Consider the following 26,393-nt stretch of genomic DNA (forward strand, 5'->3'; position numbering starts at 1 on the left):
ATTTTCGTGCGATCCTTAGAACAATTTTCTCCAAACGGCGGACAAATTAGTGCTTTTACTGCTTAGCGCTCCCTTTTGAGGCACGCCGGGGTAGCGGCAGAAAACGTCAAGTCCATGTGTCTGTGGCTCCTTGGCCATCCCACGGATGCGGGATAGCATCGCTGCTTCAGCGGAAAGCCGCGACGTCACGGCAAGGCAGCAAGGAGCAAAACATGGGCACAAGACTGGCTGGCAAGGTCGCCATCATTTCGGGCGGCGCGACGGGAATGGGCGGTGCGGCCTCGGAGCTTTTCGCGGCCGAGGGCGCCAAGGTGGCGATTATCGACCGCAACGGGGAAGCCGCCGCTGCCACCGCAGCGGCAATCAGGCAACGCGGCCATGTCGCCGAACACTGGGTCGCCGACGTATCGGATGAGGCGCAGGTCGAAGCGGCGGTGACGGGCGTGATGGAAAAATTCGGCCCGGTCACGGTTCTGTTCAATCACGCCGGCACCATCGTTATCAAACCCTTCCTGGAGACCACGCTGCAGGAATGGGACTGGCTGCATGCCGTCAATGTGCGTTCGATGTTCCTGATGACGCGCGCCGTGTTGCCCGGCATGATCGCCGCCGGCGGCGGTTCCATCGTCTGCACTTCGTCGATCTCGGCGGTGGCGGCGACGCCGATGGAGGTGCTTTACGACACCACCAAGGGCGCCTGCCACATGTTCGCGCGCGCCATTGCCGTCGAATTCCGCGACCGCAACATCCGCTGCAATGCGGTCTGTCCAGGCTTCATCAGGACACCGCACGGCCTGCGCGAGGTCGCCGATCTCGACAAACTCGGCGTCGATGTCTCCGACGCGGCAATGGCTGCGCAGCAAGGGCGGATCGGCGAGCCGGAAGAGGTGGCGAAGGCAGCCCTGTTCCTGGCCAGCGACGAGGCCAGCTTCGTCAACGGCGCCCATCTGTTCGTCGACAACGGCTTTACCGCTATGTGAGAGGCGAAGCGCCGCTACCGCTCTTCGCGCCTAAACGGCTTGAGCAGCGCCGACGGGGCCACCGCATTGCGCGACATCACCGCCATAGCGACGATGGTGAAGATGAACGGCAGCATCAGGAAGGCCTCGTAGGGGATATGGCCAAGCCCGCTCGCCTGCATACGCAACTGCAAGGCATCGACGAAGGCAAACAGCAGTGCCGCGCCTGCCGATCGCCATGGATCCCAGCGGCCGAAAACGACGAGCGCTATTGCCACCCAGCCACGCCCCGAAACCACGCCGAAGGTGAACGCGTTGAACTGCGCCATCGACAGGAAGGCACCGGCCAGCCCCATCAAGGCACCGCCGAGGATCACCGCCTGGAAGCGCGTGGCGATGACGCTGACGCCGGCCGAATCGGCGGCACGCGGGTTTTCACCGACCATGCGAACCGACAGGCCCCATGGCGTGCGGTAGAGCACGAAGGCGGCCAGGGGAATAGACAGCATCGCCATGTAGACCAGCGAAAACTGGTTGAACACCGCCGGCCCAAGCACCGGAATGTCGGACAGGATCGGGATCGGCAGCGTCTCGAACCCCTTGATGTTCGGTGGCACCGATTGCTGGCCGAAGATCAGCCGATAGAGGAAGTAGGCAAGGCCTGAACTGAACAGCGTCACGCCGATGCCGCAGACATGCTGGCTGAGGCCGAGCGCCACCGTGAACAGCGCGTGCACGGCGCCCATCAGCGCCCCGGTCAGCACGGCGGCGAGCACGCCGAGCCAAAGGCTGCCGCTGAGGCTCGCCGCGGTGAAGCCGGTCATCGCCGACAACAGCATGATGCCTTCGATGCCGAGATTGAGCACGCCGGCGCGTTCGGAAAACATTTCGCCCAGCGTCGCGAAGGCAAGCGGCGTGGCGATGCGAATGATCGCGGCCAGGAAGCCGACCTGGAAGATTTGCTCCAGCACCACGCTCATTTGGCTGTTCCCACGCGGCGGATGCGATAGGCGGTGAACAGCAGCGCCACCAGCATGGCGAGCAGCGCCGTTCCCTGAATAACGTCGCTGAGGAAGGCCGGAACGCCGGTCGCCCGCGACATCGCCTCGGCGCCGGTCATGACGGCAGCAAGGAAGATCGCCGCCGGCACCACGCCGAGCGGATTGAGCCTTGCCAGCATGGCGACGACGATGCCGGAATAGCCATAGCCCGGCGAGATGTCGCTCATTACCTGGAAATGCACGCCGCCGACCTCGCCGACGCCCGCAAGGCCGGCCAATGCGCCGGACAGCAGCGCCGTCGAAATCAGCACCCGCTCGACATTGATGCCGCCATAGCGCCCAGCCTCGGGGTTTTCGCCGGTGACCCTGATGCGGAAGCCGAGCGTAGTGCGCGCGACGACGAACCAGATCAGGGGTGCTGCGACCAGCGCCGCGACGACGCCGAGATGCAGCCGCGTGCCTTCGAGCAGCACCGGAAAATTGGCCGTATCCTCGATCGGCGGCGAGATCGGGTAGCCGCTGAAACTATCCTTCCATGGCCCCTCGATCAGCGCCATCAGTGCGTAGAAAATGACCGAATTGAGCAGCAGCGAGCTGACCACGTCATCGACCCTGAATTTCACCCGCAACGTCGCGGGGATCAGGGCGACGGCCGCGCCGGCGGCGGCACCCGCCAGCGCCATCAGCAGCATGGCGAGCGGTCCCGGCATCGGGATTGCACCGACCGCACAGCTCGCCACCGCACCGGCCAGCAATTGCCCTTCGGCGCCGATGTTCCAGAATTTGGCGCGGAAAGCGACGGCCACAGCCAGCCCCGTGAAGATCATTGGGGTGGCACGCACCAGCGTTTCGGTGACGGCGTAGCTGTCGCCCAACGACGCCGAAAACATCACACCATAAGCCTCGACGACGCCGGCGCCGGCCAATGCGATGAGGCCGCTGCACAGGATCAGCGTCGCCCCGATGGCGAGCAGCGGCAGCGCCAGATTGAACCAGGCGGGCGTTGAGGTGCGAGCCTCGAGACGGAACATCAAGCCTTTCCCTCCGCCCCGGTCATCATCAACCCAAGTCTGGCGACGCTGGCATCTGCGCTGTCCAGCGTGCCGACGATGCGGCCTTCATACATCACCGCGATACGATCCGAGAGCATCAGCAACTCTTCCAGATCCTCGCCGATGACGATGATGCCGCAGCCCTTGGCGCGCATGTCGAGGAATTTTTCGTGGATGAAGCGCGCCGCGCCGATGTCGAGGCCGCGCGTCGGCTGCGAAACGATCAGCACCTTCGGATCGAAAGCGAGCTCGCGCGCCAGAAGCGCCTTTTGCAGATTGCCGCCGGAAAGCGCCCCGGCGCGCGTCATCGGCCCGGGGCAGCGTATATCGTAGGCCTTGATCTGCGCCTCGGCGAAGGCGCGGATCGCATCCGGCTTGAGCAGGCCGTTGCGGCTGAACGCCGCCGTACCTATGCGCGGCAGCACCATGGAATCGGCAAGCGGCAGATTGGTGACCAGCCCGGTCGTCATACGGTCTTCCGGGATGCGGCCGAGGCCGAGCGCCTGGACTGTGCTCGGCGAGAACCGCGAAACCGTTTTGCCGGCTATGGTCATCTTCCCGGCATCGGGCGCTCGCACGCCGGAAATCACTTCGGCAAGCGCGCGCTGGCCATTGCCGGAGACGCCGGCGATGCCGAGTATCTCGCCGCCACGAACCGATAGCGAAACATCGCGCAGCGCCATGCCGGAATGATGCGATGTCGAGATGCCGTCGAGGGTCAGCACGGCCGCACCGGGCATCGACGGTCCCCTGGCCGGAGGCACGATCTCGTGGCCGCACATCAGCCGCGCCATCTCCGAGGACGTGGTGCTGGCCGGCGCATCGACCCGGCCGGCAACGCGCCCATGCCTGAGCACGACGCAGCGATGCGTCAGTGCCCGCACCTCGTTGAGCTTGTGCGAGATGAAGATGATGCCGAGCCCTTGTGCCGCCATCGAGCGAAGCGCCGAAAACAGTCCGTCGACCTCTGTCGGCGCCAGCACCGCCGTCGGCTCGTCGAGGATCAGCAGCCTTGCGCCGCGAAACAGCGCCTTGACGATTTCCAGCCGCTGCTGCTCGCCGACCGCCAGCGCCGAGACGGGAAGGTCCGGGTCGAGCGTCAGTCCATGCTGGCGGCCGATCTCGGCGAGCCGTGCCAGCCCGCCGGCGCGGTCGATCCGGCCCGATCTGCCGGGAATGCCGATCAAAAGGTTCTCCAGCACCGAAAGCCGCGATGCGAGATGAAAATGCTGGTGCACCATGCCGATGCCGGCGGCCAGCGCATCGGCCGAACTGTTGATCGCCACCGGCAGGCCCTGCACCAGGATCTCGCCGGCATCGGGCGCATAAGCACCGAACAGCACATTCATCAGCGTCGTCTTGCCGGCGCCGTTTTCGCCGAGCAGCCCGAGGATTTCACCCGGCGCGACGCTGAGATCGACGGCTTCGTTCGCCTTGACGGCGCCGAAGCTCTTGGAGATGCCGCGCATTTCGATGAGAGGGGCAGGCGTTGACAAGGCGGGATCCTGGTGGCGTTGACGCCGATATCCCTCCCCCTTGAGGGGAGGGTGCCGAGCGAAGCGAGGCGGGAGGGGTAACCTCAGCTGCCTCGACTTTTGACTTAAGACGACGGAGCGCGTCGCCGAGGACCCCACCCGGCCCTGCGGGCCACCCTCCCCTTAAGGGGGAGGGATCTCAGTCCGAGACCGGCGTATTCTCATCGACGTCGACGCGGAAATTGCCGTCGAGGATCTCGGCCTTCTTCTTCTCGACCAGTTCCTTGACCTCGGCCGGCAGCGTCTTGTCGAACTTGTGGTAGGGCGCGAGATACGAGCCGCCCTTGGCCATGCGCGAGAAATCGCCGTAATCCTGCGCGGTGAAGACGCCGGCCTTGACCAGCTTGATCGCCTGCTCGACGGTCGGATACATATCCCAGACCGGCCCGGTGATCACGGTGTCGGGGCCGAGGCTCGACTGGTCCGACATGTTGGAGATGGCGAGGATCTTCTTCTCCGCCGCCGCTTCGATGACGCCGAAGCGCTCGGCATAGATGACGTCGACGCCGGCATCGATCTGGGCGACAGCCGCTTCCTTTGCCTTCGGCGGATCGAAGAACGAGCCGATGAAGGCGACCTTCTTCTTGATGTTGGGATTGACCTCCCTGGCGCCGGCAAAGAAAGCGTTGACCAGCCGGTTCACTTCCGGAATGCCCATCGCCGCGACGGCGCCGATCGTGCCCGATTTCGACATTTTTCCGGCAATCATCCCGGACAGATAGGCCGGCTCGTGGATCCAGTTGTCGAAAACGCCGAAATTCGGCTCGGCCGGCCCGGCGCCGGAGCCGAACAGGAAGGCGGTCTTCGGGAATTGCTTGGCGGTCCTGCGCGATTCGCGCTCGGCGGCGAAGGCATCGCCCAGCACCAGCTCATAGCCGCCCTGCGCATATTCGCGCATGACGCGGCTGAAATCGGCGGTCTGCACCTTCTCCGACCATTTGTACTCGATGCCGAGTTCCTTCTCGGCCTTCTGCAGGGCAACGTGGATCTGGTTGTCCCACGGCTCCTCGATCGGCGTGGCGAAGATCGCCGCCACTTTCAGCTTCTTGGTCTTGGCAAAGGCGCTGCCCGGCAGTATCGCCGCCGCCAAGCCGAGCGCGCCCAGTTCCAGCACGTTGCGGCGCGAAAGCCCGTCGCGTTTCGATTGGATTCTGCTCTTCCCGTTGTTCATTGCATGCCCCTCTGATTGGCGCCGTGTCGAGCCGGCTCTCTTCTCTGGAATATCGGCGAAGGAACTATGGAGCGGTGCCCGGCTTTTGTCCACATGGTCAAATTTGAGTGGGCGGAACGCGCCATTAAATGGCCCGGCAAACCCACGCTTGCTCACAATCTCTCGAGCGCCACGGCGATGCCTTGGCCGACCCCGATGCACATGGTCGCGAGGCCGTAGCGGCCGCCGCGTTCGCGCAGCTCCAGCGCCGCCGTGCCGGTGATGCGCGCGCCGGACATGCCGAGCGGATGGCCAAGCGCGATGGCGCCGCCATTCGGGTTGACGTGCTCCGCGTCTTCGGCAATGCCGAGTTGGCGCAGCACGGCGATGCCTTGCGAGGCAAAGGCCTCGTTGAGCTCGACGACGTCGAATTGCTGCGGCTTTAGACCCAGCCGGGCACACAGCTTTTGCGTGGCCGGCACCGGGCCGATGCCCATGATGCGCGGCGCCACGCCGGCGGTGGCACCGCCGACAATGCGGGCGATCGGCGTCAACCCGTATTTTTTCACGGCGGTTTCCGAGGCGACGACCAGCGCCGCGGCGCCGTCATTGACGCTCGACGCATTGCCGGCCGTGACCGTGCCGCCTTGCCGGAACGGCGTCGGCAACTTGGCCAACGCTTCGATCGACGTGCCCCCGCGGGGATGCTCATCTCTGTCGACAACGACCGGATTGCCCTTGCGCTGCGCGATCATCACCGGCGTGATTTCCTTTGCCAGACGGCCATTGGCTTGTGCGGCTACGGCCTTGTCCTGGCTGCGCACCGCAAATGCGTCCTGGTCGGCGCGAGAGACAGCGAACTCTTCCGCCACGTTCTCGCCGGTCTCCGGCATCGAATCGACGCCGTATTGCTTCTTCATCAGCGGATTGATGAAGCGCCAGCCGATCGTGGTGTCGTAAATCTCGGCATTGCGCGAAAACGCGGTCTCTGCCTTCGGCAGCACGAACGGAGCGCGGCTCATCGATTCGACGCCGCCTGATATTATCAGCTCCGCCTCGCCGGCCTTGATGGCGCGGGCAGCAATCATCACCGCATCCATGCCCGAACCACAGAGACGGTTGACGGTCGAGCCGGAAACCTCCTTGGGCAGGCCGGCCAGCAGCAGCGCCATGCGCGCGACATTGCGATTGTCCTCGCCGGCCTGGTTGGCGCAGCCATAGACGACGTCGTCGATGGCAGCCCAGTCGACGCGGGGATTACGCTCGACAAGCGCCCTTAGAGGGATCGCGCCGAGATCGTCGGCACGGACCGCCGACAACGACCCACCAAAACGTCCGATCGGCGTGCGGATGTAGTCGCAGATATAGGCCTCGGCCATTTATGCAGCCTTCCCTTTTGCGCTGACGATTTCTGCTCCCGGCCCAGCCATGTTGGCCGCATTCTCCTTGAGACGAAAGCACATCTCGGCGCCGGCCGTTAGGCCAAGAGGATATCTTCCGCTCCTACATGCGGGGAGTAGCGGATCAGCCGATGCTTTCGCCGCCGTCGATCACCAGCGCTTGGCCGGTCATGAAGGACGAGCGGTCGGAGACGAGGAACAGGATCGCTTCGGCGATTTCCTCCGCGCTGGCCCAGCGCTGCATGGGAATCTTGGTGCGGACATAGTTCTCGATCGCCGCCCGCCCGCCCATCTGCTTGATGAACGGCTCGTTGAAGGGCGTATCGACCCAGCCGGGGCACAGCGCGTTGATGCGGACATTGTGTTTGGCATAGTCGAGCGACATCTGCCGGGTCATCGCCACCACGGCATGTTTTGACGTTGCGTAGGCGATCATTTCGCGGTCGTAGAACACACCCGAATTCGAGGCGGTATTCAGGATCACCCCGCCGCCCTGCGCGATCATCGACGGCATGACCAGCCTGGCCGCGAGGAACTGCGCCCGCACATTGATCCGCCAGGAGGCATCCATGCCGTCGGCGCCGACTTCGGTCAGCGTGCCGCCGACCTGGATCCCGGCATGGTTGTGCAGGATGTCGATCCGCCGATGCCGGCTCAACGTTCCTTCAATGAGCTGCTCGACCGCCGCATCCTCGCCGACATCGGTGGCGACGGCCTCGGCCCGACCGCCGGCCGCACGAATGTCGGAAGCGGTTGCTTCCCCCGCCGCCTGGTCCCTGTCGGCGATCACCACGAGCGCGCCTTCCCTGGCCATCATCATGGCGCCGGCACGCCCGATCCCCGACCCGGCACCCGTCACCACGGCGATGCGATCTCTCAGAATCATGTTTTTTGTCTTTCAGTGTGATGGTTTTCGTTGCCGCAACTGCCATTGGGCAAGCACCACGAGCAGAACGGAGGCGACAAGAACGATCGTCGCAATGGCATTGATCTCCGGCGTGACCCCGCGCCGAATCGAGGCAAAGACATAGATCGGCAATGTCGTCTGTGCGCCGGCGACGAAGAAAGCGACGATGAAATCGTCGAAGGAGAATGTGAAGGCGAGCAGGAAGCCGGCGATCACCGCCGGCATGATCTGCGGAAACACAATGCTGCGGAACGTCGTCAGCGGGGTGGCGTAAAGATCGCTCGAGGCCTCGACCAGATTGCGGTCGAGGCTGCCGAGGCGCGTGCCGACAATCATCGCCACCAGCGCCATCGAAAACAGCCCGTGCGCGGCGATGATCGAGCCATAGCCAAGCGCCAGACGCGGTGGTTGGTCGTTCGGCCACAGTGAAGCGACAAACGGGTTGACCACCCCGAATAGCTGGACCAGCGCGACAAGCGTCGAGATGCCGATGACGACGCCAGGAACGACGATCGCAGCACCCAAAAGCGCATCGAACACGGCTCGCGTCCGTGCGCCGACACGCGCCAGGCCAAGCGCGGCCGCCGTGCCGCACAGCGCCGCCAGCAAGGCGCTGGTCGTGGCGATGAACAGGCTGTTCTTCAACGCTTCGACCAGGAACGGGTTTGCCAGGGCCTTGCCGTACCATTGCACAGAGAAGCCAGTGAACTCGCTGGCGTGATGGCCGGCGTTGAACGAAAACAGCACCACCAGCGCGATCGGCAGGTAGAGAAAGGCAAAGACCGCAACGACGAAGGCACGCATCAGATCAGGTCCACCCGGCGGGCACCCGAAAGCCGGGTCGAAATGCGGTTCGCGACAAGCAGCACGACCACGGAAACAGCCACAAGCGTGATGGCGATTGCCGATCCGAATGGCCAGTTTCGCGATTGCAGGAACAGATCGACCAGCGCGTTGCCGATGAAGAAGACCTTGCCGCCGCCGAGCAACGTCGGGATCAGATATTCGCCGAGCAGCAGGATCATGACCAGCGAGAAGCCGGTCATCACACCTGGCAGCGACAGCCGTAGCGTCACGCCGAGGAATGTCGAGATCGGCGTCGCGCCGAGATCGGCGGAGGCCTCCAGCAAGCGGCGGTCGAGCCGCTCGAGGCTGACATAGATCGGCAGGATCATCAGCGGCAGATAACCATAGACGATGCCGAGTAGAACCGCGCCCGGCGTGTTGATCAGCCGCACGTCCTCCATCCCGACATAGGCCAGCAGAGCTGGGATGCCGCGCCCGCCAAGCACATACATCCAGGCATAAGTTCGCATCAGCAGGCTGGTCCAGAATGGGATGACGACAAGCGCCAGCAGGATCAGCCGCCACCGTTCCGGCGCGCGCAAAGCGAGGTAATAGGCGACCGGATAGGCAACGAGAAGACAGGCCAGTGCGCCCGCCGGCGCCAGCACCATGGTGTTCCAGAAGGCGGTCGCCCGCGCCGGAAGATTGGCATATTGCGCCAAGGTGAAAGCAGCCTGATAGCCGCCTTCCGGCGCCCGATCGCCGACGCTGAAAACGGCGATCGCCACGAACGGCAAAACTAAAAACACCACCAGCCACGCGGTTGCTGGACCGAGCAGCAGGGCGGTCAGGAGATTGTGACGAAGGGCATTGCTGCGCATTGAAAAAACCGCCCCGGTGCCGGCGGACATCTGTCCGCCGGGGAGTTGCCTGCATCGAGCCTGTGGCCCGCCCGGTTCAAGCCGACTTGAAGCGTGCCATCAATTCGGCCCGGCCCGGATCGGTTAGCGTCGCAGCCGCACCGAATTCGAGCGGCTTCAGCAGATCCACCGCCGGATAGAGGATCGGATTGTCCAGCACCTCCTTGGGCAGCAGCGCATTGACCCGCGCATCGGTGGAAGGCGCACCGTTGGCCAGGTGCTCCTTGACCGCAACTTTCGGGTTCATCAAGTAGTTGAGCAAGGCATAGCCGGCAGGCTTGTTCGGCGCATCCTTGGGGATTGCGTAGAAGTCGGTCCAGATCTCGCCGCCTTCCTTGCCAAGCACATAAGCGATTTCGGGGATGTCGCGGTGGAGCTGCGCCCCGTCATTGGTCCAGCACATCGTCATCCAGGCGTCGCCGGCACGCATCGACGGCTGGTAGTCGCTGGAGACCGCGAACAGATGCGGCTTGACCTTCAGCAGCAATTCCTCCGCCTTGGCGAGTTCGTCCGGCTTCAGCGAGTTGAACGAGAAGCCGAAATATTTCAGCGCGTTGCCGATCGTGGTCAGCTGGTAATCATGAACCATGGCCCGGCCGTCGCCCTCCGCCATGGCCGTGTCCCAGAATTCCTTCCAGCTCGTCATCGGCTTGGTCAGTTTCTTGGTGTTGACGGCAAAGCCGGTGGTGCCCCAATTCTTCGGCACAGCGTAGATCACGCCGTCGATGGTGCCTTCCCCAGTGAAGCGCGGGTCTTCTTGCGAGCCGTCATCATTGGCAAGCTTGGCCATATCGAGCGCTTCGATGATGCCAAGCTTCTTGTAAGTCGAGATCGTGTAGTTGGTCGGAACGAAAAGGCTCCAGCCCGAGGCGCCGGCCTGCAGCTTGGCCAGCATCTCCTCGTTTGACCCGAACACGTTGACCTCGACGGCAACGCCGGTCTCGGCCTTGAAATTCTCGAACGTCGCCGGGTCGTGATAATTGGGCCAGGTGGCAATCGACATGCGGTCGCCAAGCCCCTCCTGGGCGAAGGCTGGCGACGGCATGATGCCGAGTTCGCGGGCCATTACTGCCGTTGCGATGCCTAGGCCGGTGAGGCCAAGGAACTCGCGGCGGCCGATGGAACCGCGCTTGAGGCGCATCAATTGGTCGACGAAGTTTTCAGGGCTTATCGGCAGTCCGTCACGATACGATTTCGACATTTTTGTTTTCCCTCTGGTTGGTCCCGTTATTCTCCGGAAACGCCAGCGGCGTTCCGGCTGTAAAGCCGACGGCGACGGGTTCACCCGGCTTGAAGAGATTTCCACCGCCGACCAGATGATCGGCCTTTGCGAGCAGTGTCCCGATGCCCTGGACCTCGATTGCATATTCCGCGGTCGAACCGAGAAAGATCCGGTTGCGGACAAGGCCGTCCAGCCGGCCGCTTCCGGGCGCGCCGAGGCTTAGTGATTCAGGGCGCAGGCTGACCGAAACGGCTTCACCCTGAGCTAGCGGAGTGCGCTTGCGCGCGGCAATGACTGTGCCGTCGGCGAGCGCCACCTCGACGAGCTTGCCCGAGAGCCCGACGACCTTGCCGCTCAAGAGATTGGTCTTGCCGACGAAGTCGGCGACGAAGAGGTCGGCGGGTTCGTCATAGATTTCGCTCGGCTGCCCAAGCTGGACGATGCGCCCGCCATTCATGACGCAGACGAAATCGCTCATCGACAGTGCCTCTTCCTGATCGTGGGTGACCAGGACGAAGGTGATGCCGATTTCGCGCTGCAGGTTCTGCAACTCTATCTGCATGTCGGTGCGCAGCTTCTTGTCGAGCGCCGCCAGGGGCTCGTCGAGCAGCAGCACCGCCGGCTTGTTGACCAGCGCCCGCGCCAGGGCGACACGCTGCTGCTGGCCGCCGGAAAGCTCATGGATCTTGCGGCGTCCATAGCCGGCAAGCCGAACCATGGCGAGCGCCTCGCCTGCCTTCAGGCTGATCTCCCGCGACGACAGGCGCGGCCGCGCCTGTCGCAGGCCATAGGCGACGTTATCCTCCACATCCAGATGCGGAAACAGCGCATATTGCTGGAACACCATGTTGACCGGCCGCCGATAGGGCGGCGTGCCGGCCATGTCGTGGCCACGGATGAATACCGCACCTTCGCTTGGCTGTTCGAAGCCACCGATCATGCGCAAGCAGGTTGTCTTGCCGCAGCCGGACGGCCCGAGCAAGGCGACAAAGGCAGACGGCGGGATGGCAAGATCGATGCCGCTGACCGCGGTCACGCTGCCGTAGCGTTTGGTGACCCCGCGAAACTCGATGTCGGGCACTGCGGTCAAAGCTGCGGGCTCCTGCGGGTAGCTAACCTCGAAACGCTATCAGAGCCAATGGCAGCTAGTATATACCTCCCAGGTGGTATATTTCGTCTATTTTCTCGTTTGGAGGGGTATGAATTGGGCGTTTCGCGCAGCGATGAATACAGCCTGCTCGCTGCGCTCATCGCAGCGACGCGGGAGACGAGCGACGAGCTTTTCGGCAAGGCAATGGTCGCCTGGCTCCGCCAGCATGTCAGCTTCGATCATTGCGTGATCTTCGGCTATCGCGGCGCCTTACGCCCGCCGCTGCTGTTCGAGACATTCTCGCCGGCCGAAAGCCACGTCTTCGTCGCGCTCTATCAGGAAGGGCCTTATCTGCTCGATCCGTTCCACCATGCGGCAGTCGAGCGCAAGGAAGGCTTTTGGCGCATGCGCGAACTGGCGCCGGACCGCTTCTATGCCAGCGAATATTACCGCTCCTATTACAGCCAGACCAGGCTTGCGGAGGAGGTCGGCTTCTTCGTGCCGCTGCCGGGAAAGGACGCGCTGGTGGTCTCGCTAATGCGATTGCGCGCTTCGGGGCCGTTCGGAACCGCCGATGCCAGGTTGCTGCGCGACATGGCGCCTGCGGTGATCAGCCTCGTCAGGCTGCGCTGGCCTACCCTTCCGGCTGACGGACCGGTTGGGACGAAGCAAGACGAGGCGATTGCTCCGGTCAGCGAGTTCGAACGTGCTCACATCTGGAAGAGCCTTTCGCTCACGCCGCGCGAACAGCATGTCGTCGATCTGGTGCTTCAGGGCCATTCCACGGAATCGATTGCCAGGGCGATGCGCATCGTGCCGGGAACCGTAAAAGTCCATCGCCGCAACATTTACCGCAAGCTCAAGATAAAGTCGCAGGCGGGTCTGTTCGCGCGTTTTGTCGAGATCATGGACACTCGGATTCGGTAGTCCCAAGTTCAGCCGGCAGCGCCGTCCCAGGAACCAGTTTCAGCCATCTGCCTGAGCCGGCGCGCCACCCGAAAGACGTCCTTGCCGGTCTGCTGGTAACAGTGATCCAGCCGCCGGATGATCTTGTCCACGCCTTCGAGGCTTGCCCAGAACATCGGTCCGCCCTTGCCGACCGGGAAGCCATAGCCGTTGACCCAGACGACGTCGATATCGGAGGCCCGGGCGGCAATCTTTTCCTCGAGGATTTTGGCGCCCTCATTGATCATCGGATAGACCGTCCGCTCGATGATCTCCTCGGCGCCGATCGCGCGCGGTGCAATGCCGCGTTCGGCAGCCTTGTTGCGGATCAGCGCCTCGACCTCGGGATCGGGCAGCGGCGTGCGCGAACCGTTCTCATAGCGATAGAAGCCGCTGCCGGTCTTCTGGCCGAAATGCCCCTGTTCGCACAACGCATCGGCGATCACGGCCGTCTGGCCACGCGCCTTGCGGTTGCGCCAGCCTATGTCGAGGCCGGCGAGATCGCTCATCTCGAACGGCCCCATCGGCCAGCCGAAATCGGTGAACACCTGGTCGACCTGGCGCGGCATTGCACCTTCCAGCAGAAGCGTCTCCAGTTCCGCACCGCGCGCAGCCAGCATGCGGTTGCCGACGAAGCCGTGGCAGACGCCGACGACGACCGGCACCTTGCCGATCCGCCGTGCCAGATCGACGATGGTCGCCAGCACGTCGGGTGAAGTCTTGTCGGCGCGGACGATTTCCAAAAGCTTCATGACGTTAGCCGGCGAAAAGAAATGCATGCCGAGGAGATCTTGCGGCCGCGACGTCGAAGCGGCGATTTCGTTGACGTTGAGATAGGAGGTGTTGGTGGCGAGGATCGCGCCCGGTTTGGCCACGGCATCGAGCCTGCCGAATACCTCCTTCTTGACCGCCATTTCCTCGAACACGGCCTCGACGATCAGATCGCAATCGGCGAGGTCGGCATAGTCGGTGGAACCCTTGAACAACCCAAGCCGCTGGCGCTTGGCGTCTTCGCTCAGCGATCCGCGGGTGACGGAAACGGCATAATTCTTGTTGATCGTCGCCAGTCCGCGCTGCAACGCCTCCTGCGTCGTTTCCAGCAAGGTTACGGGAAGACCGCCATTGGCGAACGCCATGGCGATGCCACCGCCCATCGTGCCGGCCCCGATGACGCCGACCCGGGCGATCTTGCGCCTGACGACATCCTTGCCGGCAATCTTTGCCGCCTCACGTTCTGCGAAGAACAAATGCCGCTGCGCGCGTGATTGGTCACCGGCGACAAGCTTGAGAAACAGGTCGCGCTCCGCCGCCAGCGCTTCGTCGCAGGGCAGCGTCAGGGCGTTGCGGACCGACTGCGCACAGGCGATCGGCGCCTCGAGACCGCGCGCTTTGCCCGCAAGCGCTGCGGCCTGCTTGTCGAAAGCCGGCAAGTCGGCCTGGTCGAGGCGATCGTTGCGATCGCGCACCGGCGTGAAGAGACCGCCTTTGGCGGCCATGTCTGCCGCAAAACTCACCGCTTGCGCGATCAGGTCGCCATCGAAGACGGCATCCACCAGGCCGTCGGCGAGCGCCTCGGCCGCACCGACCGGCGTTCCCGAAACGATCATGCTGAGTGCCTTCAGCGGACCAACCAAGCGCGGCAGGCGAACCGTGCCGCCGCCGCCCGGCAGCAGGCCGAGCTTGACTTCCGGCAGGCCGAGCCTTGCCGCTCGGTCGGCAACACGGAAATGGCAGCCGAGCGCCAGTTCCAGGCCGCCGCCGAGCGCAGTGCCGTGAATGGCGGCGACCGTCGGCTTGGTGATGGTTTCCAGCACGGCGACAATGGCGCGCAATTCCGGCTGCTGTGCCGGCCTGCCGAATTCGGTGATGTCGGCGCCGGCGACGAAGGTCCGCCCGGCGCATGCTATCACGATTGCTCCCACCGACGGCTCGTCGCGCAGGGAAACGAGCGCCCGCATCAGCGGCTCGCGCACATGGAAGCTCAGCGCGTTGACAGGTGGATTGTCGATGCTCACCAGCGCGACGTTGCCGTGTCTTGTAGTGCTGACGAAATCGGACACGCAAACCTCATGCAATGATGTTGGCCAATATCGCGACGGGATTTACAGCGCTGGCATGCGGATGGGAACCACGTGTTGCGGGCCGGATCGATATCCTCGCGCCGTCGGTGTCCTTGCCTCAGCGCAGCGCTTTCTGCCCACCGGCGGCGGTAATGACGCCGACGATGATCAGCCCTGTCAGCACCAGGCGGACGCCGACGCTGACGCCGAACGTGTTGAGCATGGTCAACAGCAGCACCAGGAACAGCGCCGCGCCCCAGACCCCCGGCACATTGGCCTTGCCGCCCGCCACCGACGTGCCGCCGATGACAACGACCGCGATCGAGGCCAGCAGATACTCATTGCCGATATCGACGTTGGCGCCGCGGAAATAACCGGCGAGCAGTGCGCCGTCGAGGCCGCCGAGCGCGCCCGACAGCGTGTAGGTAAGGAAGCGGGTGCGGCCGACCTTGACGCCTGCCAGCCAGGCGGCGCGGATGTTCTGGCCGATCGCCAGCACCGAGCGTCCGTAAATCATGCGCTGCAAAACGATGCCGGCGCCGATGGTGAACAGCACGGTTAGGATCGCCAGCACCGGGATGCCGAACACCTGCCAGTTGGTGAAATCGGCAAAGCCCGGCGGCGGCTTGATCTGCAAGCCGCGCCCATAGCTGATATCGACCGACTGGATGACGAAGCTGGCCGACAGCGTCGCGATGATCGGCGGAATGCGCAGCGCCCAGATCAGCAGGTAGTTGACGGCGCCGATCGCCATGCCGCAGGCAAGCGCTGCCAGCAGTCCGACCGCGATCATCGCATCATTGCCGTCCATGACCTTCATGGCGACGGCGCTGGCAAGGCCGATATTGGCCGGCAGCGACAGGTCGACATTGCCCGGCCCGAGCGTGATGACGAACATCTGCCCGACGCCGACGATGACGGTGAAGACGGCGAGCGACAGCGCCGCCGTGATCATGCCGCCGCCGCCATAGCCGCCGGTGAAGGCGATGGTCGCCAGCCATACCAGCAGCGCCCCGAAGAACGACCAGATCCAGGGTCTGGCGAGCAGTGTCCGCAGCGAGGCCATGCTCACCTCTCCCTGCGGCTGATCAGCACCCGCGCCGCCAGCACGATGATCAGGATGGCGCCATTGGCGGCGACCTGCCAGTCGGGCGGAATGTGCATGAAGGTCAAGAGCGGCGATGCCGCCAGCGCCAGCGTCAGCGCGCCGATGACGGCGCCGATCGGCGACACCCGGCCGCCGACGAACTCGCCGCCGCCGAGGATGACGCCGGCGATCGAAAGCAACGTGTAGCCATTGCCGATATTGGCATCGGCCGAGGTGGTGATGCCGATCAGCGCCATGCCGGACAAAACGCCGAACAGGCCGGTCAGCGCAAACAGCGCGATCTTGGTGCGCAGCAGCGACCAGCCGGCGCGCTTCAATGCAGCTGAATTGCCGCCCGATCCGCGCAGGATGACGCCATAGGAAGTGCGCATCAGGCCAAAGTGGACGACGGCCGCGATCAGCAATGCGGCGATGATCGGGAACGGAATGAAGGGTGGCTTGAAGGCCATCAGCGCCAGCAGCCAGTCCGGCGCCTTGCCGCCGGGCTTCGGCAGGATGAGGATGGCCATGCCCTGCCAGACAAAACTCATGCCGAGCGTCACCACGATAGAGGGCAGGTTGCGCAAATGGATCAGCGCGCCGAGCAGCGCGTAGACACCGATCGACCCGAGCAGGATGATGACGCCGAGCAGCGGCGCGTCCTTCAGCCATGTCGCCGTCACGCAGCCGACGAAGCCGACAAAGGTGCCGATCGACAGATCGAGCTCGTTGCCGGCGATGACGAACATCTGCGCGATCGTCGCCAGCGCGATCGGGATCGCCAGATTGAGCATCAGGCTGAAACCGAAGTAGCTGATGGCGCGCGGGTTGAGCCAGGCGATGGCGATGAGCACCAGCGCCAGCGACAGTGCCGGCAGCAGGCTGCGCAGCATGCGCGCCCGCCTCGTGGCGCGAGCCGAAGATTTTAGCCCATTCTCGATGGATACCGCTGTCATCTCAGGCCGCGTCGCCGAACGAGGACTGGATGATCTTTTCCTCCGTCAGTTCGTCGCGACGAAGGTTGGCGACGATCCGGCCGTTCTTGAACACATAGATGTGGTCGCAATTGTCGAGCTCTTCGGTTTCGGTGGTATACCAGAGGAAAGTGCGGCCATGGCGAGCCTCCTCGCGCACCAGGTCGTAGACTTCGAGCTTGGTGCCGATGTCGACGCCGCGCATCGGATCGTCCATCAGCACGATCTTGGCGTCGGAGCCGAGCGCCCGCGCGAACAGCGCCTTCTGCTGGTTGCCGCCGGACAGCGAGAAGATGTTGTTGTTCATGTCGGGCGTACGGATGCCGATTTTCCGCTGCCACAACTCGGCGAGCTCGGCTTCGCGCTGCGGCGAGATCAAGAGGCCGTTGCGCAATCGCGCAAGCGAACGGATGCCGATGTTCTCGGCAATCGACCATTGCGGAAAAATGCCGTCCGACTGGCGGTCGCCGGCAACCAGCGCCACCGGCGCGGTGACCTCGATGCCGGTTTTGGCACGCGAAGCCGCGGCAAAGATCGCCAGCAAAAGGTCGGTCTGCCCATGCCCGGCAAGTCCGGCAAGGCCGATGATCTCACCGGCATGGGCGACAAGCTCGTTGCCGTCCTGCTGTCGCGCCGGACGCGCCCGGACCCGCAGCGGACCGGGCTCCGGCTTGCCGCTCGCAATCTCTGCGGCGGCCTTCTCGCGCGCCTCCGCTCCGCCCATCGCCGTCACCAGCCTGTCGCGGTCGAATTGATAGGCCTGTCCGGCGGCGACCACCTTGCCGTCGCGCATCACCACGATGCGGTCGGCGTTTCCGAGCACTTCGCCCAGCACATGCGAGATCAGGATGCAGCTCTTGCCGGCGGCGATGAAGCGGCGCACGAACGCCAGCAGCTGGCCCGCGGTATGCGCATCGAGCGAGGAGGTCGGCTCGTCGAGGATGACCAGTTCGAGCGGCTCCTGCGTGACCGTGAAGGCGCGTGCCACCTCCACCATCTGCCGGCTGGTGATGGAAAGGTCGCCGACGATGTCGGATGCCGAGATGCTGTGGCCGGGGAAGATCTCGTCGAGCTTGGCGGCGATCAGATCGGCCGCCTTGCGCCGCCAGCCGAAGCCATTAAGCGACGCGTGGTTGATCCGCGTGTTCTCGGCGACGCTGAGGTTCGGGCAGAGCGACAGTTCCTGGAAAACGCAGCGTATGCCGAGCTGCTGTGCGCGCGGCACCGAATAACTTGCCTCGACGCCGCCGCGGACCGCGATCCGCCCGCCGTCCGGGGTAAGCGTGCCCGCCACCATATGCATGAGCGTCGATTTCCCGGCACCGTTATGGCCGACGAGACCGACGCATTCTCCGGCACGAACGCTGAAATCGACACCGGCAAGCGCCCTGACGGCACCGAAATGTTTTTCGGCGCCGTCCAGTCTTATGATGTCCAAACTGACGGCGCCGAAAGGTTTTACGGCGCCGTCAGGCCTGATGATGTCTGCATTGGCCTCGGGCATCCCTCAACGATACCCGGTTATCTGTGGCGGCAACAATAGTGCCATGCTCACTTGATGTTGGCCTTGATCGCCGCGATGGCGTCTTCCTGCGTGTATTCGTGGCTGGCGACGCCGCCCTTCGGAATCTTCGGCAGTGCGGTCTCGAAATCGTCCTGCGTGAAGGCAAGATAGGGCACCAGCAGGTCGTGCGGCACGTCGGTGCGGCCGTCGAGCACCTGCTGCGCCACCCAGAAGGCAAGCGTCGATACGCCCGGTGCGATCGATGCCGACCAGGTCTGGTAACCGTCCTTTTCCTTCTGCTCCTTCCACCACTGCAACTCGTCCTGGCGATTGCCCATGATGATGGTCGGGCGTGGCTTGCCGGCGGCGGCGAAGGCCTGCGCCGCGCCGTAGCCGTCACCGCCCTGGTCGACGACACCGACCACATCCGGCAGCGACGGCAGGATCGTCGCGACGGCCTTCTGTGCCGTGGTCTGGTCCCAGTCGCCGGTCACCGAGCCGACGATCTTGAACTCGGGGTGGGCGGCGACACCTTCGAGGATGCCGGCATGGATGGCATCGTCGATCGAGGTGCCGGCGAGGCCGCGGATTTCCAGCAGGTTGCCGCCCTTCGGCTGGAACTTGGCCATCTGCTCGACTTCCTGCTTGCCCATGTCCTTGAAGTCGACGACGACGCGGTAGGCGCAGGGTTCGGTGACGATGCCGTCGAAGGAGACGACGACGATGCCGGCGTCGCAGGCCTGCTTGATGGCGCCGTTGAGCGCATCCGGAGACGCCGCGTTGATCACGATCGCGTCATAGCCCTGCAGGATCAGGTTCTGCACCTGGGCTGCTTGCGTCGGCACTTCCTTGTCGGCCGTCGTGAAGACGTCCGCGGCGCCGACTACCTTGTCGGCAACCGCCTTCTTGGTGACGATGGCGTAGCTGTCCAGCATCGCCTGCCGCCACGAATTGCCGGCGTAATTGTTGGAGAAGGCGATCTTCTTGCCGCTGGTGTCGGCAAGCGCGGTGCCTGCGGCGAGCATTGCCGCAAGGGCGCCCAAAACGAATATTTTCTTCATGTCATACTCCTCCCGTGAGTTGCTGTCTTACTGGTGGTTAATGGCTGGCTGGTGGGTAATGGCTGATACGCTCACAATCTTGTTTTTTATCTATTATCAGACAAATGCAGATAGGCGACAAGCTGTCAACAGCAATCCATGGCCGGCGATCAACTTGCGGTGCAATCATTGAAACCGGTTCGACTCCTGGTCTAGGGATGGCACTGGAGATCGATTGAATGGCAGCGAATCTTGCCCCGGGTGCACCCGGCATTCCGGCGCGCTGGACGTCGAGCGCCAAGAGCGGCGTCGGCACCGCGCTCTCGCTGGCCTGCCCGATCTGGTTCACCATCAGCCACGGTATCCTCAACGAGATCTACTATCCCCGCCTCGATAGCGCCTGCACCCGCGATCTGGGGCTGATCGTCACCGGACCCGACGGCTATTTCTCGGAAGAAAAGCGCGACGCCGAGCATCACATCGAACCCCTCGAGGACGCGGTGCCCGCCTACCGGCTGGTCAACACCGCAAGCGATGGAACCTACCGGATCGAAAAGCGCATCCTGACGGATCCGGAACGTCCCGTCCTGCTGCAGGAGATCATGTTCACGCCGCTCAAAGGCGCTGCCGCCGACTACCGCGTCCACGCGCTGCTGGCTCCACACCTCGTTAACGCCGGCATGGGCAACACCGCCTGGATCGGCGACCATGAAGGACAGCCTGTCCTGTTTGCATCGGGACGCGGCACCTGCCTGGCGCTCGCCTCGTCGCTGCCGTGGAAGGCGTGCTCGGCCGGCTATGTCGGCGTCTCCGACGGCTGGCAGCAGCTTCGTCAAGGCGGCCGGCTCGATCCGGCCTGCCGCAGGGCCGAGGACGGCAATGTCGCGCTGACCGGCGAGATCGGCTTTTCGGCCGCGAACCCAAAAATATTGCTGGCGCTCGGCTTCGGCACGACGCCGCAACAGGCGGCGGAAACGGCTTTCGCCAGCCTGAGGCAAGGTTTTGGGCCCGCAGCCAGATCCTACATCGACAAATGGCGCCAATGGCAGGCCGGATTGCTGCCGCTGGACCGGCATGCGGCGTCCTGCCTCAACAGCTACCGCCTCAGCACGGCTGTGCTGGCTACACACCGGTCGTCGGCGGGAGCCGCGGTTGCCAGCCTGTCGATCCCGTGGGGCTTCAACAAGGGCGACGACGATCTCGGCGGCTATCACCTGGTCTGGCCGCGCGATCTGGTCGAAACCGCCGGCGGCTTCCTCGCCGCCGGCGACCCGGCGGAAGCCTTGCGCATCCTTGGCTATCTGCGCGCGATCCAGCAGCCGGACGGCCATTGGCCGCAGAACGCCTGGCTCGACGGATCGGTCTATTGGCCGGGCATCCAGATGGACGAATGCGCCTTCCCGCTGCTGCTCGCCGACGCGCTGCGCCGCGCCGGGCATTTGCCGGCTGCGGTACTCTCCTCCTTCATGCCGATGATCGAGCGCGCTGCCGCCTATGTCGTTCGCAATGGCCCGGTCACCGGCGAGGACCGCTGGGAAGAAGACGCCGGCTACAGCCCGTTCACGCTTGCGGTCGAGATCGCCGCGCTGCTTGCGGCTGCCGACATGTTCGATGCCGCCGGCAAAACAGAGCCGGCAAACTATCTGCGCGAGACTGCCGATGTCTGGAACGATCAGACCGAGCGCTGGACCTACGTCGCCGGCACCGCCGCATGCGAGCAAGCCGGCGTCGAAGGCTATTATGTCCGCATCGCCCCGCCCGACACCGCCGGCGCGGCATCGCCGAAGGACGGCTTTGTGCCGATCAAGAACCGCCCACCCGGCGATACGGATCGGCCGGCCGAAGCGATTGTTAGCCCGGATGCGCTGGCGCTGGTCCGCTTCGGCTTGAGGGCAGCCGACGATCCGCGCATCCTCGACACGGTCAAGGTCATCGACGCGCAATTGCGCTGCGAACTGCCGCAGGGCCCGCTCTGGTACCGCTACAATGGCGATGGCTATGGCGAGCATGCCGACGGCGCACCCTTCGATGGAACCGGCCAGGGTCGGCCCTGGCCTCTTCTGGTCGGCGAGCGCGCCCATTACGAGCTGGCGGCCGGACGCGAGGACAGCGCGGCAAGCCTGCTCAGGACGTTCGAGAACTCTGCCGGACCGGGCGGCCTGCTGCCGGAGCAGGTCTGGGATGGTCCGGACATGCCGGAGCGCGAATTGCGGCATGGCGGGCCCTCCGGCAGCGCCAAGCCGCTGGTCTGGGCGCATTCCGAGCACATCAAGCTGCTGCGGTCGCTGCGCGACGGCACGGTGTTCGACATGCCGCCGCAAGGCGTCAAGCGCTATATCGAGGGCAGGACAGTGTCGCGCTTCAGGGCATGGCGCTTCAACCACAAGATCCGTACCATGCCGACAGGCAAGGCGCTGCGCATCGAACTTCTGGCCCGGGCGGTGGTTCATTGGAGCAGCGACAATTGGGCAACCGTCCATGACACCGAGACCGCCGCGAACGCTTTCGGCATCCATCTTGCGGAATTGCCGGTTGCCGAGCTTGCTCCGGGCAATAGCATTGTCTTCACATTCTTCTGGTCCGATGCCGACGGTTGGGAGAACGCTGATTTTTCTGTCGGCATCGGCGATACCGGATAGAGCATGATCCCGCAAAGTGGAGACCGGTTTTCGGAAAAGATCATGCTTCAATAACAGCGCCACTAGATCATCGATCCCTCAAGTAAGGCAGGACAAGACCATGCAGACAGGAATGATGGGACTGGGCCGGATGGGCGCCAACATGGTTCGGCGCCTGCTGCGTGATGGCCACGAATGCGTCGTCTACGATATCAACCCGGCGAGCGTCGCCGCGCTTGTGAGCGCCGGCGCGGTCGGAGCCGCCTCGATGGAGGAGTTCGTCGGCAAGCTGGCGAAGCCGCGCAGCGCCTGGCTGATGCTGCCGGCGGCGATCACCGGCAGGATCGTCGACCAGGTGGCCGCGTTGATGGAACCTGGCGACATCATCATCGACGGCGGCAATTCCTATTATCACGAGGCCGTCGACCACGCCGCGCGCCTCGCCTTGAAAGGCTTGAGCTATGTCGATGTCGGCACCAGCGGCGGCGTCTGGGGCCTCGAGCGCGGCTACTGCCTGATGATCGGCGGCCCCGACAGCGCGGTCCAGCATCTCGACCCGGTCTTCGCAACGCTGGCGCCCGGCGTCGACGCCGCTTCGCCCGTCCCTGCCAAGGATGCTGGAACCGCGCCCTTCGGCTATCTCCACTGCGGACCAAGCGGCGCCGGCCATTTCGTCAAGATGGTCCATAACGGCATCGAATACGGCGTCATGGCCGCCTATGCCGAGGGCATGAACATCCTGAAGTCGGCAAATGCCGGCAAAAGGCAGCGCACCGCCGACGCCGAAACCAGCCCGCTCGAAAACCCGCAATATTACCAGTTCGACATCGACATCGCTGAGGTGGCGGAGGTCTGGCGGCATGGCAGCGTCATCGGCTCGTGGCTGCTCGACCTGACGGCCGGCGTGCTGAAGGCCGATTCGTCGCTGACGCAGTTCGGCGGGCGGGTCTCGGATTCCGGTGAAGGCCGCTGGACGCTGAAGGCGGCGATCGACACCGGCGTGCCGGCGCCGGTGCTGTCCTCGGCGCTGTTCGACAGGTTCTCCTCGCAAGGCGAATCCGAATTCGCCGACAAGCTTCTGTCCGCCATGCGCTATGCCTTTGGCGGCCATGTCGAAAAACCCAAGGCCGGCGCGTGACGGGCGACAGGGAGGCACGCTCATGAGCCAGGAACGATCGGACACGCTGGTGCTTTTCGGCGCCACCGGCGATCTCGCCCACAAGAAGATCTTCCCTGCCCTTTACGCCATGGTGGCCAAGGGGACGCTGAACGAGCCGGTGATCGGCGTTGCCTTCGATCCCTGGGACCTCGCCAAGCTGCAGGCGCGCGCCCGCGACGGCATCGTCAACGCCTTGGGCAGCATCGACGACAATATCTTTGCCAGGCTTGCATCGCTGCTGCGCTATGTCAGCGGCGACTACCGGGCGCCTGCGACCTTCGAGAAGCTGAAGACCGCGCTCGGCAGCGCTGAGCGGCCGCTGCACTATCTGGCGGTGCCGCCGCCGATGTTCGAGGTGGTCGTCCAGGGGCTGGAGCAGTCGGGCGCCGCCCAAGGCGCGCGCCTGATGGTGGAAAAGCCATTCGGCCACGATCTGCAGTCGGCGCGCTGGCTGAACCGGGTGCTGCATCTGGTCTTCGACGAGAAGTCGATCTTTCGCATCGACCACTATCTCGGCAAGGAGGCGATCCAGAACCTGCTCTATTTCCGATTCGCCAATTCCTTCCTCGAGCCGATCTGGAACCGCAATTACGTCGAGAGCGTGCAGATCACCATGGCCGAGGATTTCGGTGTCGAGGGGCGCGGCCGCTTCTATGACGAGGTCGGCTGCATCCGCGACGTCATCGAAAACCACCTGCTCAATATCCTGTTGCTGCTCGCCATGGAGCCGCCGGTCGGCCGCTCGGCCGACGATCTGATCGACGAGAAGGTGCAGGTGCTGCGGGCGATCCGGACGCTGACCAGGGACGATGTCGTGCGCGGCCAGTTCGACGGCTATCTCAACGAGCCGGGCGTGGCGCCGAACTCGCCGGTCGAGACCTTCGCGGCGGTGCGCTTTTTCGTCGATACCTGGCGCTGGCAGGATGTGCCGTTCTTCATCCGCGCCGGCAAATCCCTGCCGGTGCACGCCACCGAGGTCATCGTGCGGCTGAAGCGGCCGCCGCTCGACGTCTTCGATCCAATCAAGCCCGGCGACTGCAATCACGTGCGCTTCCGCATCGATCCGCAGGTGGCGATCTCGATCGGAGCCCGGCGCAAGGCACCCGGCGACGACATGGTCGGCGAACAGGTCGAGCTCACCGCGCTCGACGATTCGAAGGGCGACATGCCGCCTTACGAGCGGTTGATCGGCGACGCCATGAACGGCAACGGCCAGCTGTTCACCCGCCAGGACGCCAGCGAGCTCGCCTGGCGCATCGTCGGCCCGGTGCTCGGCGACACCACGCCGCCTCCCGTCTACGCGCCAAAGACATGGGGGCCGGCCGAAGCCATGGCTGGATTCGGGCCGCCGAACGGCTGGATCAATCCAGCGACATGATTTCTGGGAGGCGACGGCCATGGCGAAAGCAGTAAAGCAACCGGCACCCGATGCCGAAAAGATCGTGCTTGCGATCGATATCGGCGGCTCGCACGTCAAGATCCGCACCAGCGCCGCCGCAGAGGAGCGCAGAACCGCTTCCGGACCGGAGCTGACGCCGCAGCAGATGGTCGCGGCGGTGAAGACGCTCGCCGAAGGGCTGCACTACGATGTCGTCTCGATGGGCTATCCGGGCCCGGCGTACCACAACCGGCCTTTGATCGAACCCGCCAATCTCGGCAAGGGCTGGGTCGGCTGCGATTTCGCCGCTGAGTTCGGCAAGCCGGTGAAAGTCGTCAACGATGCGCTTATGCAGGCCATCGGCAGTTATGAGGGCGGCCGCATGCTGTTCCTTGGCCTCGGCACCGGCCTGGGCGCCGCGATGATCGTCGATAACGTCGCCCAGCCGATGGAGCTTGCCCATCTTCCCTACAAGAAGCGCGGCAGTTTCGAAGACTATGTCGGCGAACGCGGCCTGCAAAAGCGCGGCAAGAAGAAATGGCGCAAATACGTCTTCGACGTCGTCGACCGGCTTCGCACCGCCATGCAGCCGGATTACGTGGTCATCGGCGGCGGCAATGTCGATGAACTCACCGACTTGCCCGCCGATTGCAGACGCGGCGACAACACACGCGCCTTCGAAGGCGGATTTCGACTGTGGCGCGACAAATCCCTGATTATCTGATATTGCTGATTGTCTGATATTATCGAGCACCGGCTCAGGGTTGTTAATCCCGCGCTGCCGTTAGTATTATTATTCAAAATAATGTGTGACGTGGTGCGGCGTCATTGCATTGCGCAGATTTGCCGACTAGGAATTTCTGCGACCCCCACGGACGGAGAAATAGATTGATCGACGACACCAACAACGCTCGCAAAGACATCGACCTGCTCGAGCTGACCGCCCATATCGTCTCCGCATATGTCGAGAAGAACCGCTTGCCGGCTTCCGGCCTCGGCGATCTCATCGCCAGCGTCAGCGCTTCCATAAGCGGGCTCGGGCAACCGGCAGTGCCGGTCGCCGCGCCGCTGACGCCTGCCGTCAATCCCAAGAAATCGGTGACGCCGGACTACATTATCTGTCTCGAGGACGGCAAGAAGTTCAAATCCTTGAAGCGCCATATCGGCGTTCATTTCGGCCTGACGCCAGACGCCTATCGCGCCAAATGGGGCCTGCCGTCCGACTACCCGATGGTCGCCCCCAACTACGCGGCCTCGCGTTCGCAGCTCGCCAAGGCGATCGGCCTCGGCCGCAAAGCCGCCCCGCCCGCGCCCGTCAAGGGCAGAGGCAGGAAGGCCAAGGCGACGGCTTAGGCTTCGTTGGTATTTGATCGGCCTGCGAACGGCGGTCTCTGCATCCCGTAGCAGCACCAATTGCCATCGTGGCGCTGCCCCTCATCGCCCTGCCGGGCACTTCTCCCCGTAAAGAACGGGGAGAAGGGGCTTGGCCGCAACGCTGGCGACCCCTCTCCCCGTCCTTCACCTATCGCATTCACACATCTGGGTTGCGCTTTGCGGCGAAGCTCGATTCTATTTCGGCCGGAAAAGCCGAAGGAGGGTTGAATGA

22 protein-coding genes are annotated in these 26,393 nt (G+C 64.1%); 7 read left to right on the forward strand and 15 right to left on the reverse strand.

Annotated features, from left to right (window positions below):
• Nucleotides 1-212 precede the first annotated feature (212 nt).
• A complete protein-coding gene (locus NKG60_RS24120) occupies nucleotides 213-980 on the forward strand; it encodes an SDR family NAD(P)-dependent oxidoreductase (RefSeq protein ID WP_352669369.1) in 768 nt (255 codons plus the stop codon).
• Nucleotides 981-994: 14 nt separating this feature from the next.
• Here the strand turns inward: NKG60_RS24120 and NKG60_RS24125 are convergent, their stop codons facing one another.
• From NKG60_RS24125 to NKG60_RS24170, 10 genes are all read right to left on the reverse strand, one after another.
• Nucleotides 995-1,939, reverse strand: a complete 945-nt coding sequence (locus NKG60_RS24125) for an ABC transporter permease (protein WP_352620589.1) — start codon at nucleotides 1,937-1,939, stop codon at nucleotides 995-997.
• A complete protein-coding gene (locus NKG60_RS24130; protein ID WP_352669367.1) occupies nucleotides 1,936-2,991 on the reverse strand; it encodes an ABC transporter permease in 1,056 nt (351 codons plus the stop codon). The genes NKG60_RS24125 and NKG60_RS24130 overlap by 4 nt, the downstream gene beginning before the upstream one ends.
• Complete coding sequence (locus NKG60_RS24135) at nucleotides 2,991-4,481, reverse strand: ABC transporter ATP-binding protein (protein WP_502903466.1); 1,491 nt, start codon at nucleotides 4,479-4,481, stop codon at nucleotides 2,991-2,993. The genes NKG60_RS24130 and NKG60_RS24135 overlap by 1 nt, the downstream gene beginning before the upstream one ends.
• A gap of 205 nt (nucleotides 4,482-4,686) precedes the next feature.
• Nucleotides 4,687-5,718: a BMP family protein gene (locus NKG60_RS24140; RefSeq protein ID WP_352669365.1), complete on the reverse strand. Its 1,032-nt coding sequence runs from the start codon at nucleotides 5,716-5,718 to the stop codon at nucleotides 4,687-4,689.
• Nucleotides 5,719-5,870: 152 nt separating this feature from the next.
• Nucleotides 5,871-7,076 carry a 3-oxoadipyl-CoA thiolase gene (gene pcaF / locus NKG60_RS24145; protein WP_352975768.1) on the reverse strand — a complete coding sequence of 402 codons (1,206 nt, stop codon included), beginning with the start codon at nucleotides 7,074-7,076 and terminating at the stop codon, nucleotides 5,871-5,873.
• Nucleotides 7,077-7,221: 145 nt separating this feature from the next.
• Nucleotides 7,222-7,983 (reverse strand): SDR family NAD(P)-dependent oxidoreductase, encoded by a 762-nt coding sequence (locus NKG60_RS24150; RefSeq protein ID WP_352669360.1) that lies wholly within the window; start codon nucleotides 7,981-7,983, stop codon nucleotides 7,222-7,224.
• A 12-nt stretch (nucleotides 7,984-7,995) separates the two neighbouring features.
• Entirely contained in the window at nucleotides 7,996-8,808 is an 813-nt protein-coding gene (locus NKG60_RS24155; RefSeq protein WP_352669357.1) for an ABC transporter permease, read from the reverse strand.
• The gene (locus NKG60_RS24160; RefSeq protein WP_352669354.1) at nucleotides 8,808-9,671 is read right to left on the reverse strand and encodes an ABC transporter permease; all 864 of its coding nucleotides are present in this window, start codon (nucleotides 9,669-9,671) and stop codon (nucleotides 8,808-8,810) included. The genes NKG60_RS24155 and NKG60_RS24160 overlap by 1 nt, the downstream gene beginning before the upstream one ends.
• 76 nt (nucleotides 9,672-9,747) lie before the next feature.
• Nucleotides 9,748-10,911, reverse strand: a complete 1,164-nt coding sequence (locus NKG60_RS24165; RefSeq protein ID WP_352669351.1) for an ABC transporter substrate-binding protein — start codon at nucleotides 10,909-10,911, stop codon at nucleotides 9,748-9,750.
• Nucleotides 10,892-12,022 (reverse strand): ABC transporter ATP-binding protein, encoded by a 1,131-nt coding sequence (locus tag NKG60_RS24170; RefSeq protein ID WP_352669348.1) that lies wholly within the window; start codon nucleotides 12,020-12,022, stop codon nucleotides 10,892-10,894. Before NKG60_RS24170 ends, NKG60_RS24165 begins: the two co-directional genes overlap by 20 nt.
• A gap of 114 nt (nucleotides 12,023-12,136) precedes the next feature.
• On the opposite strand from NKG60_RS24170, the gene NKG60_RS24175 reads away from it, so the two are divergent.
• A complete protein-coding gene (locus NKG60_RS24175) occupies nucleotides 12,137-12,949 on the forward strand; it encodes a helix-turn-helix domain-containing protein (RefSeq protein ID WP_352669345.1) in 813 nt (270 codons plus the stop codon).
• 8 nt (nucleotides 12,950-12,957) lie between these two features.
• Here NKG60_RS24175 and NKG60_RS24180 read toward each other — a convergent pair whose 3' ends face one another.
• The 5 genes from NKG60_RS24180 to NKG60_RS24200 all read right to left on the reverse strand — a co-directional run bounded on the left by NKG60_RS24180 (nucleotide 12,958) and on the right by NKG60_RS24200 (nucleotide 19,653).
• Nucleotides 12,958-15,027 (reverse strand): 3-hydroxyacyl-CoA dehydrogenase NAD-binding domain-containing protein, encoded by a 2,070-nt coding sequence (locus tag NKG60_RS24180; protein ID WP_352867938.1) that lies wholly within the window; start codon nucleotides 15,025-15,027, stop codon nucleotides 12,958-12,960.
• A gap of 118 nt (nucleotides 15,028-15,145) precedes the next feature.
• Nucleotides 15,146-16,093 carry an ABC transporter permease gene (locus tag NKG60_RS24185; RefSeq protein WP_352867936.1) on the reverse strand — a complete coding sequence of 316 codons (948 nt, stop codon included), beginning with the start codon at nucleotides 16,091-16,093 and terminating at the stop codon, nucleotides 15,146-15,148.
• A 2-nt stretch (nucleotides 16,094-16,095) separates the two neighbouring features.
• Nucleotides 16,096-17,070, reverse strand: coding sequence for an ABC transporter permease (locus NKG60_RS24190; protein ID WP_352669339.1), 975 nt, complete (start codon nucleotides 17,068-17,070; stop codon nucleotides 16,096-16,098).
• Nucleotide 17,071: 1 nt separating this feature from the next.
• Nucleotides 17,072-18,592, reverse strand: a complete 1,521-nt coding sequence (locus NKG60_RS24195) for a sugar ABC transporter ATP-binding protein (protein WP_352669338.1) — start codon at nucleotides 18,590-18,592, stop codon at nucleotides 17,072-17,074.
• 47 nt (nucleotides 18,593-18,639) lie between these two features.
• Nucleotides 18,640-19,653 (reverse strand): ABC transporter substrate-binding protein, encoded by a 1,014-nt coding sequence (locus NKG60_RS24200; protein WP_352669335.1) that lies wholly within the window; start codon nucleotides 19,651-19,653, stop codon nucleotides 18,640-18,642.
• 218 nt (nucleotides 19,654-19,871) lie between these two features.
• On the opposite strand from NKG60_RS24200, the gene NKG60_RS24205 reads away from it, so the two are divergent.
• The 5 genes from NKG60_RS24205 (at nucleotide 19,872) to NKG60_RS24225 (ending at nucleotide 26,140) form a co-directional block, all read left to right on the forward strand.
• Nucleotides 19,872-22,271 carry a glucan 1,4-alpha-glucosidase gene (locus tag NKG60_RS24205; protein ID WP_352669333.1) on the forward strand — a complete coding sequence of 800 codons (2,400 nt, stop codon included), beginning with the start codon at nucleotides 19,872-19,874 and terminating at the stop codon, nucleotides 22,269-22,271.
• 100 nt (nucleotides 22,272-22,371) lie between these two features.
• On the forward strand, nucleotides 22,372-23,388 hold the full coding sequence (gene gnd / locus NKG60_RS24210; RefSeq protein ID WP_352975770.1) for a phosphogluconate dehydrogenase (NAD(+)-dependent, decarboxylating): 1,017 nt from the start codon (nucleotides 22,372-22,374) through the stop codon (nucleotides 23,386-23,388).
• Nucleotides 23,389-23,410: 22 nt separating this feature from the next.
• Nucleotides 23,411-24,787 (forward strand): glucose-6-phosphate dehydrogenase, encoded by a 1,377-nt coding sequence (gene zwf / locus NKG60_RS24215; RefSeq protein ID WP_352669327.1) that lies wholly within the window; start codon nucleotides 23,411-23,413, stop codon nucleotides 24,785-24,787.
• A 19-nt stretch (nucleotides 24,788-24,806) separates the two neighbouring features.
• On the forward strand, nucleotides 24,807-25,511 hold the full coding sequence (locus NKG60_RS24220; protein ID WP_352669325.1) for an ROK family protein: 705 nt from the start codon (nucleotides 24,807-24,809) through the stop codon (nucleotides 25,509-25,511).
• A gap of 164 nt (nucleotides 25,512-25,675) precedes the next feature.
• Entirely contained in the window at nucleotides 25,676-26,140 is a 465-nt protein-coding gene (locus tag NKG60_RS24225) for a Ros/MucR family transcriptional regulator (RefSeq protein WP_352669322.1), read from the forward strand.
• The last annotated feature ends 253 nt before the right edge of the window (nucleotides 26,141-26,393 follow it).

This window comes from Mesorhizobium sp. M1428 (assembly GCF_040317515.1).
Classification (GTDB): domain Bacteria; phylum Pseudomonadota; class Alphaproteobacteria; order Rhizobiales; family Rhizobiaceae; genus Mesorhizobium.

Excerpts from the sequence above, each read along its gene's own strand:
- NKG60_RS24160 (WP_352669354.1), bottom strand. The coding sequence starts at position 9,671 with ATGCGCAGCAATGCCCTTCGTCACAATCTCCTGACCGCCCTGCTGCTC.
- NKG60_RS24155 (WP_352669357.1), bottom strand. The coding sequence starts at position 8,808 with ATGCGTGCCTTCGTCGTTGCGGTCTTTGCCTTTCTCTACCTGCCGATC.
- NKG60_RS24120 (WP_352669369.1), top strand. The coding sequence starts at position 213 with ATGGGCACAAGACTGGCTGGCAAGGTCGCCATCATTTCGGGCGGCGCG.
- zwf (WP_352669327.1), top strand. The coding sequence starts at position 23,411 with ATGAGCCAGGAACGATCGGACACGCTGGTGCTTTTCGGCGCCACCGGC.
- NKG60_RS24185 (WP_352867936.1), bottom strand. The coding sequence starts at position 16,093 with ATGGCCTCGCTGCGGACACTGCTCGCCAGACCCTGGATCTGGTCGTTC.
- NKG60_RS24140 (WP_352669365.1), bottom strand. The coding sequence starts at position 5,718 with ATGAACAACGGGAAGAGCAGAATCCAATCGAAACGCGACGGGCTTTCG.
- NKG60_RS24220 (WP_352669325.1), top strand. The coding sequence starts at position 24,807 with ATGGCGAAAGCAGTAAAGCAACCGGCACCCGATGCCGAAAAGATCGTG.
- NKG60_RS24125 (WP_352620589.1), bottom strand. The coding sequence starts at position 1,939 with ATGAGCGTGGTGCTGGAGCAAATCTTCCAGGTCGGCTTCCTGGCCGCG.
- NKG60_RS24200 (WP_352669335.1), bottom strand. The coding sequence starts at position 19,653 with ATGAAGAAAATATTCGTTTTGGGCGCCCTTGCGGCAATGCTCGCCGCA.
- NKG60_RS24150 (WP_352669360.1), bottom strand. The coding sequence starts at position 7,983 with ATGATTCTGAGAGATCGCATCGCCGTGGTGACGGGTGCCGGGTCGGGG.
- NKG60_RS24165 (WP_352669351.1), bottom strand. The coding sequence starts at position 10,911 with ATGTCGAAATCGTATCGTGACGGACTGCCGATAAGCCCTGAAAACTTC.
- NKG60_RS24190 (WP_352669339.1), bottom strand. The coding sequence starts at position 17,070 with ATGACAGCGGTATCCATCGAGAATGGGCTAAAATCTTCGGCTCGCGCC.
- NKG60_RS24205 (WP_352669333.1), top strand. The coding sequence starts at position 19,872 with ATGGCAGCGAATCTTGCCCCGGGTGCACCCGGCATTCCGGCGCGCTGG.
- pcaF (WP_352975768.1), bottom strand. The coding sequence starts at position 7,076 with ATGGCCGAGGCCTATATCTGCGACTACATCCGCACGCCGATCGGACGT.
- gnd (WP_352975770.1), top strand. The coding sequence starts at position 22,372 with ATGCAGACAGGAATGATGGGACTGGGCCGGATGGGCGCCAACATGGTT.
- NKG60_RS24130 (WP_352669367.1), bottom strand. The coding sequence starts at position 2,991 with ATGTTCCGTCTCGAGGCTCGCACCTCAACGCCCGCCTGGTTCAATCTG.
- NKG60_RS24135 (WP_502903466.1), bottom strand. The coding sequence starts at position 4,481 with ATGCGCGGCATCTCCAAGAGCTTCGGCGCCGTCAAGGCGAACGAAGCC.
- NKG60_RS24195 (WP_352669338.1), bottom strand. The coding sequence starts at position 18,592 with ATGCCCGAGGCCAATGCAGACATCATCAGGCCTGACGGCGCCGTAAAA.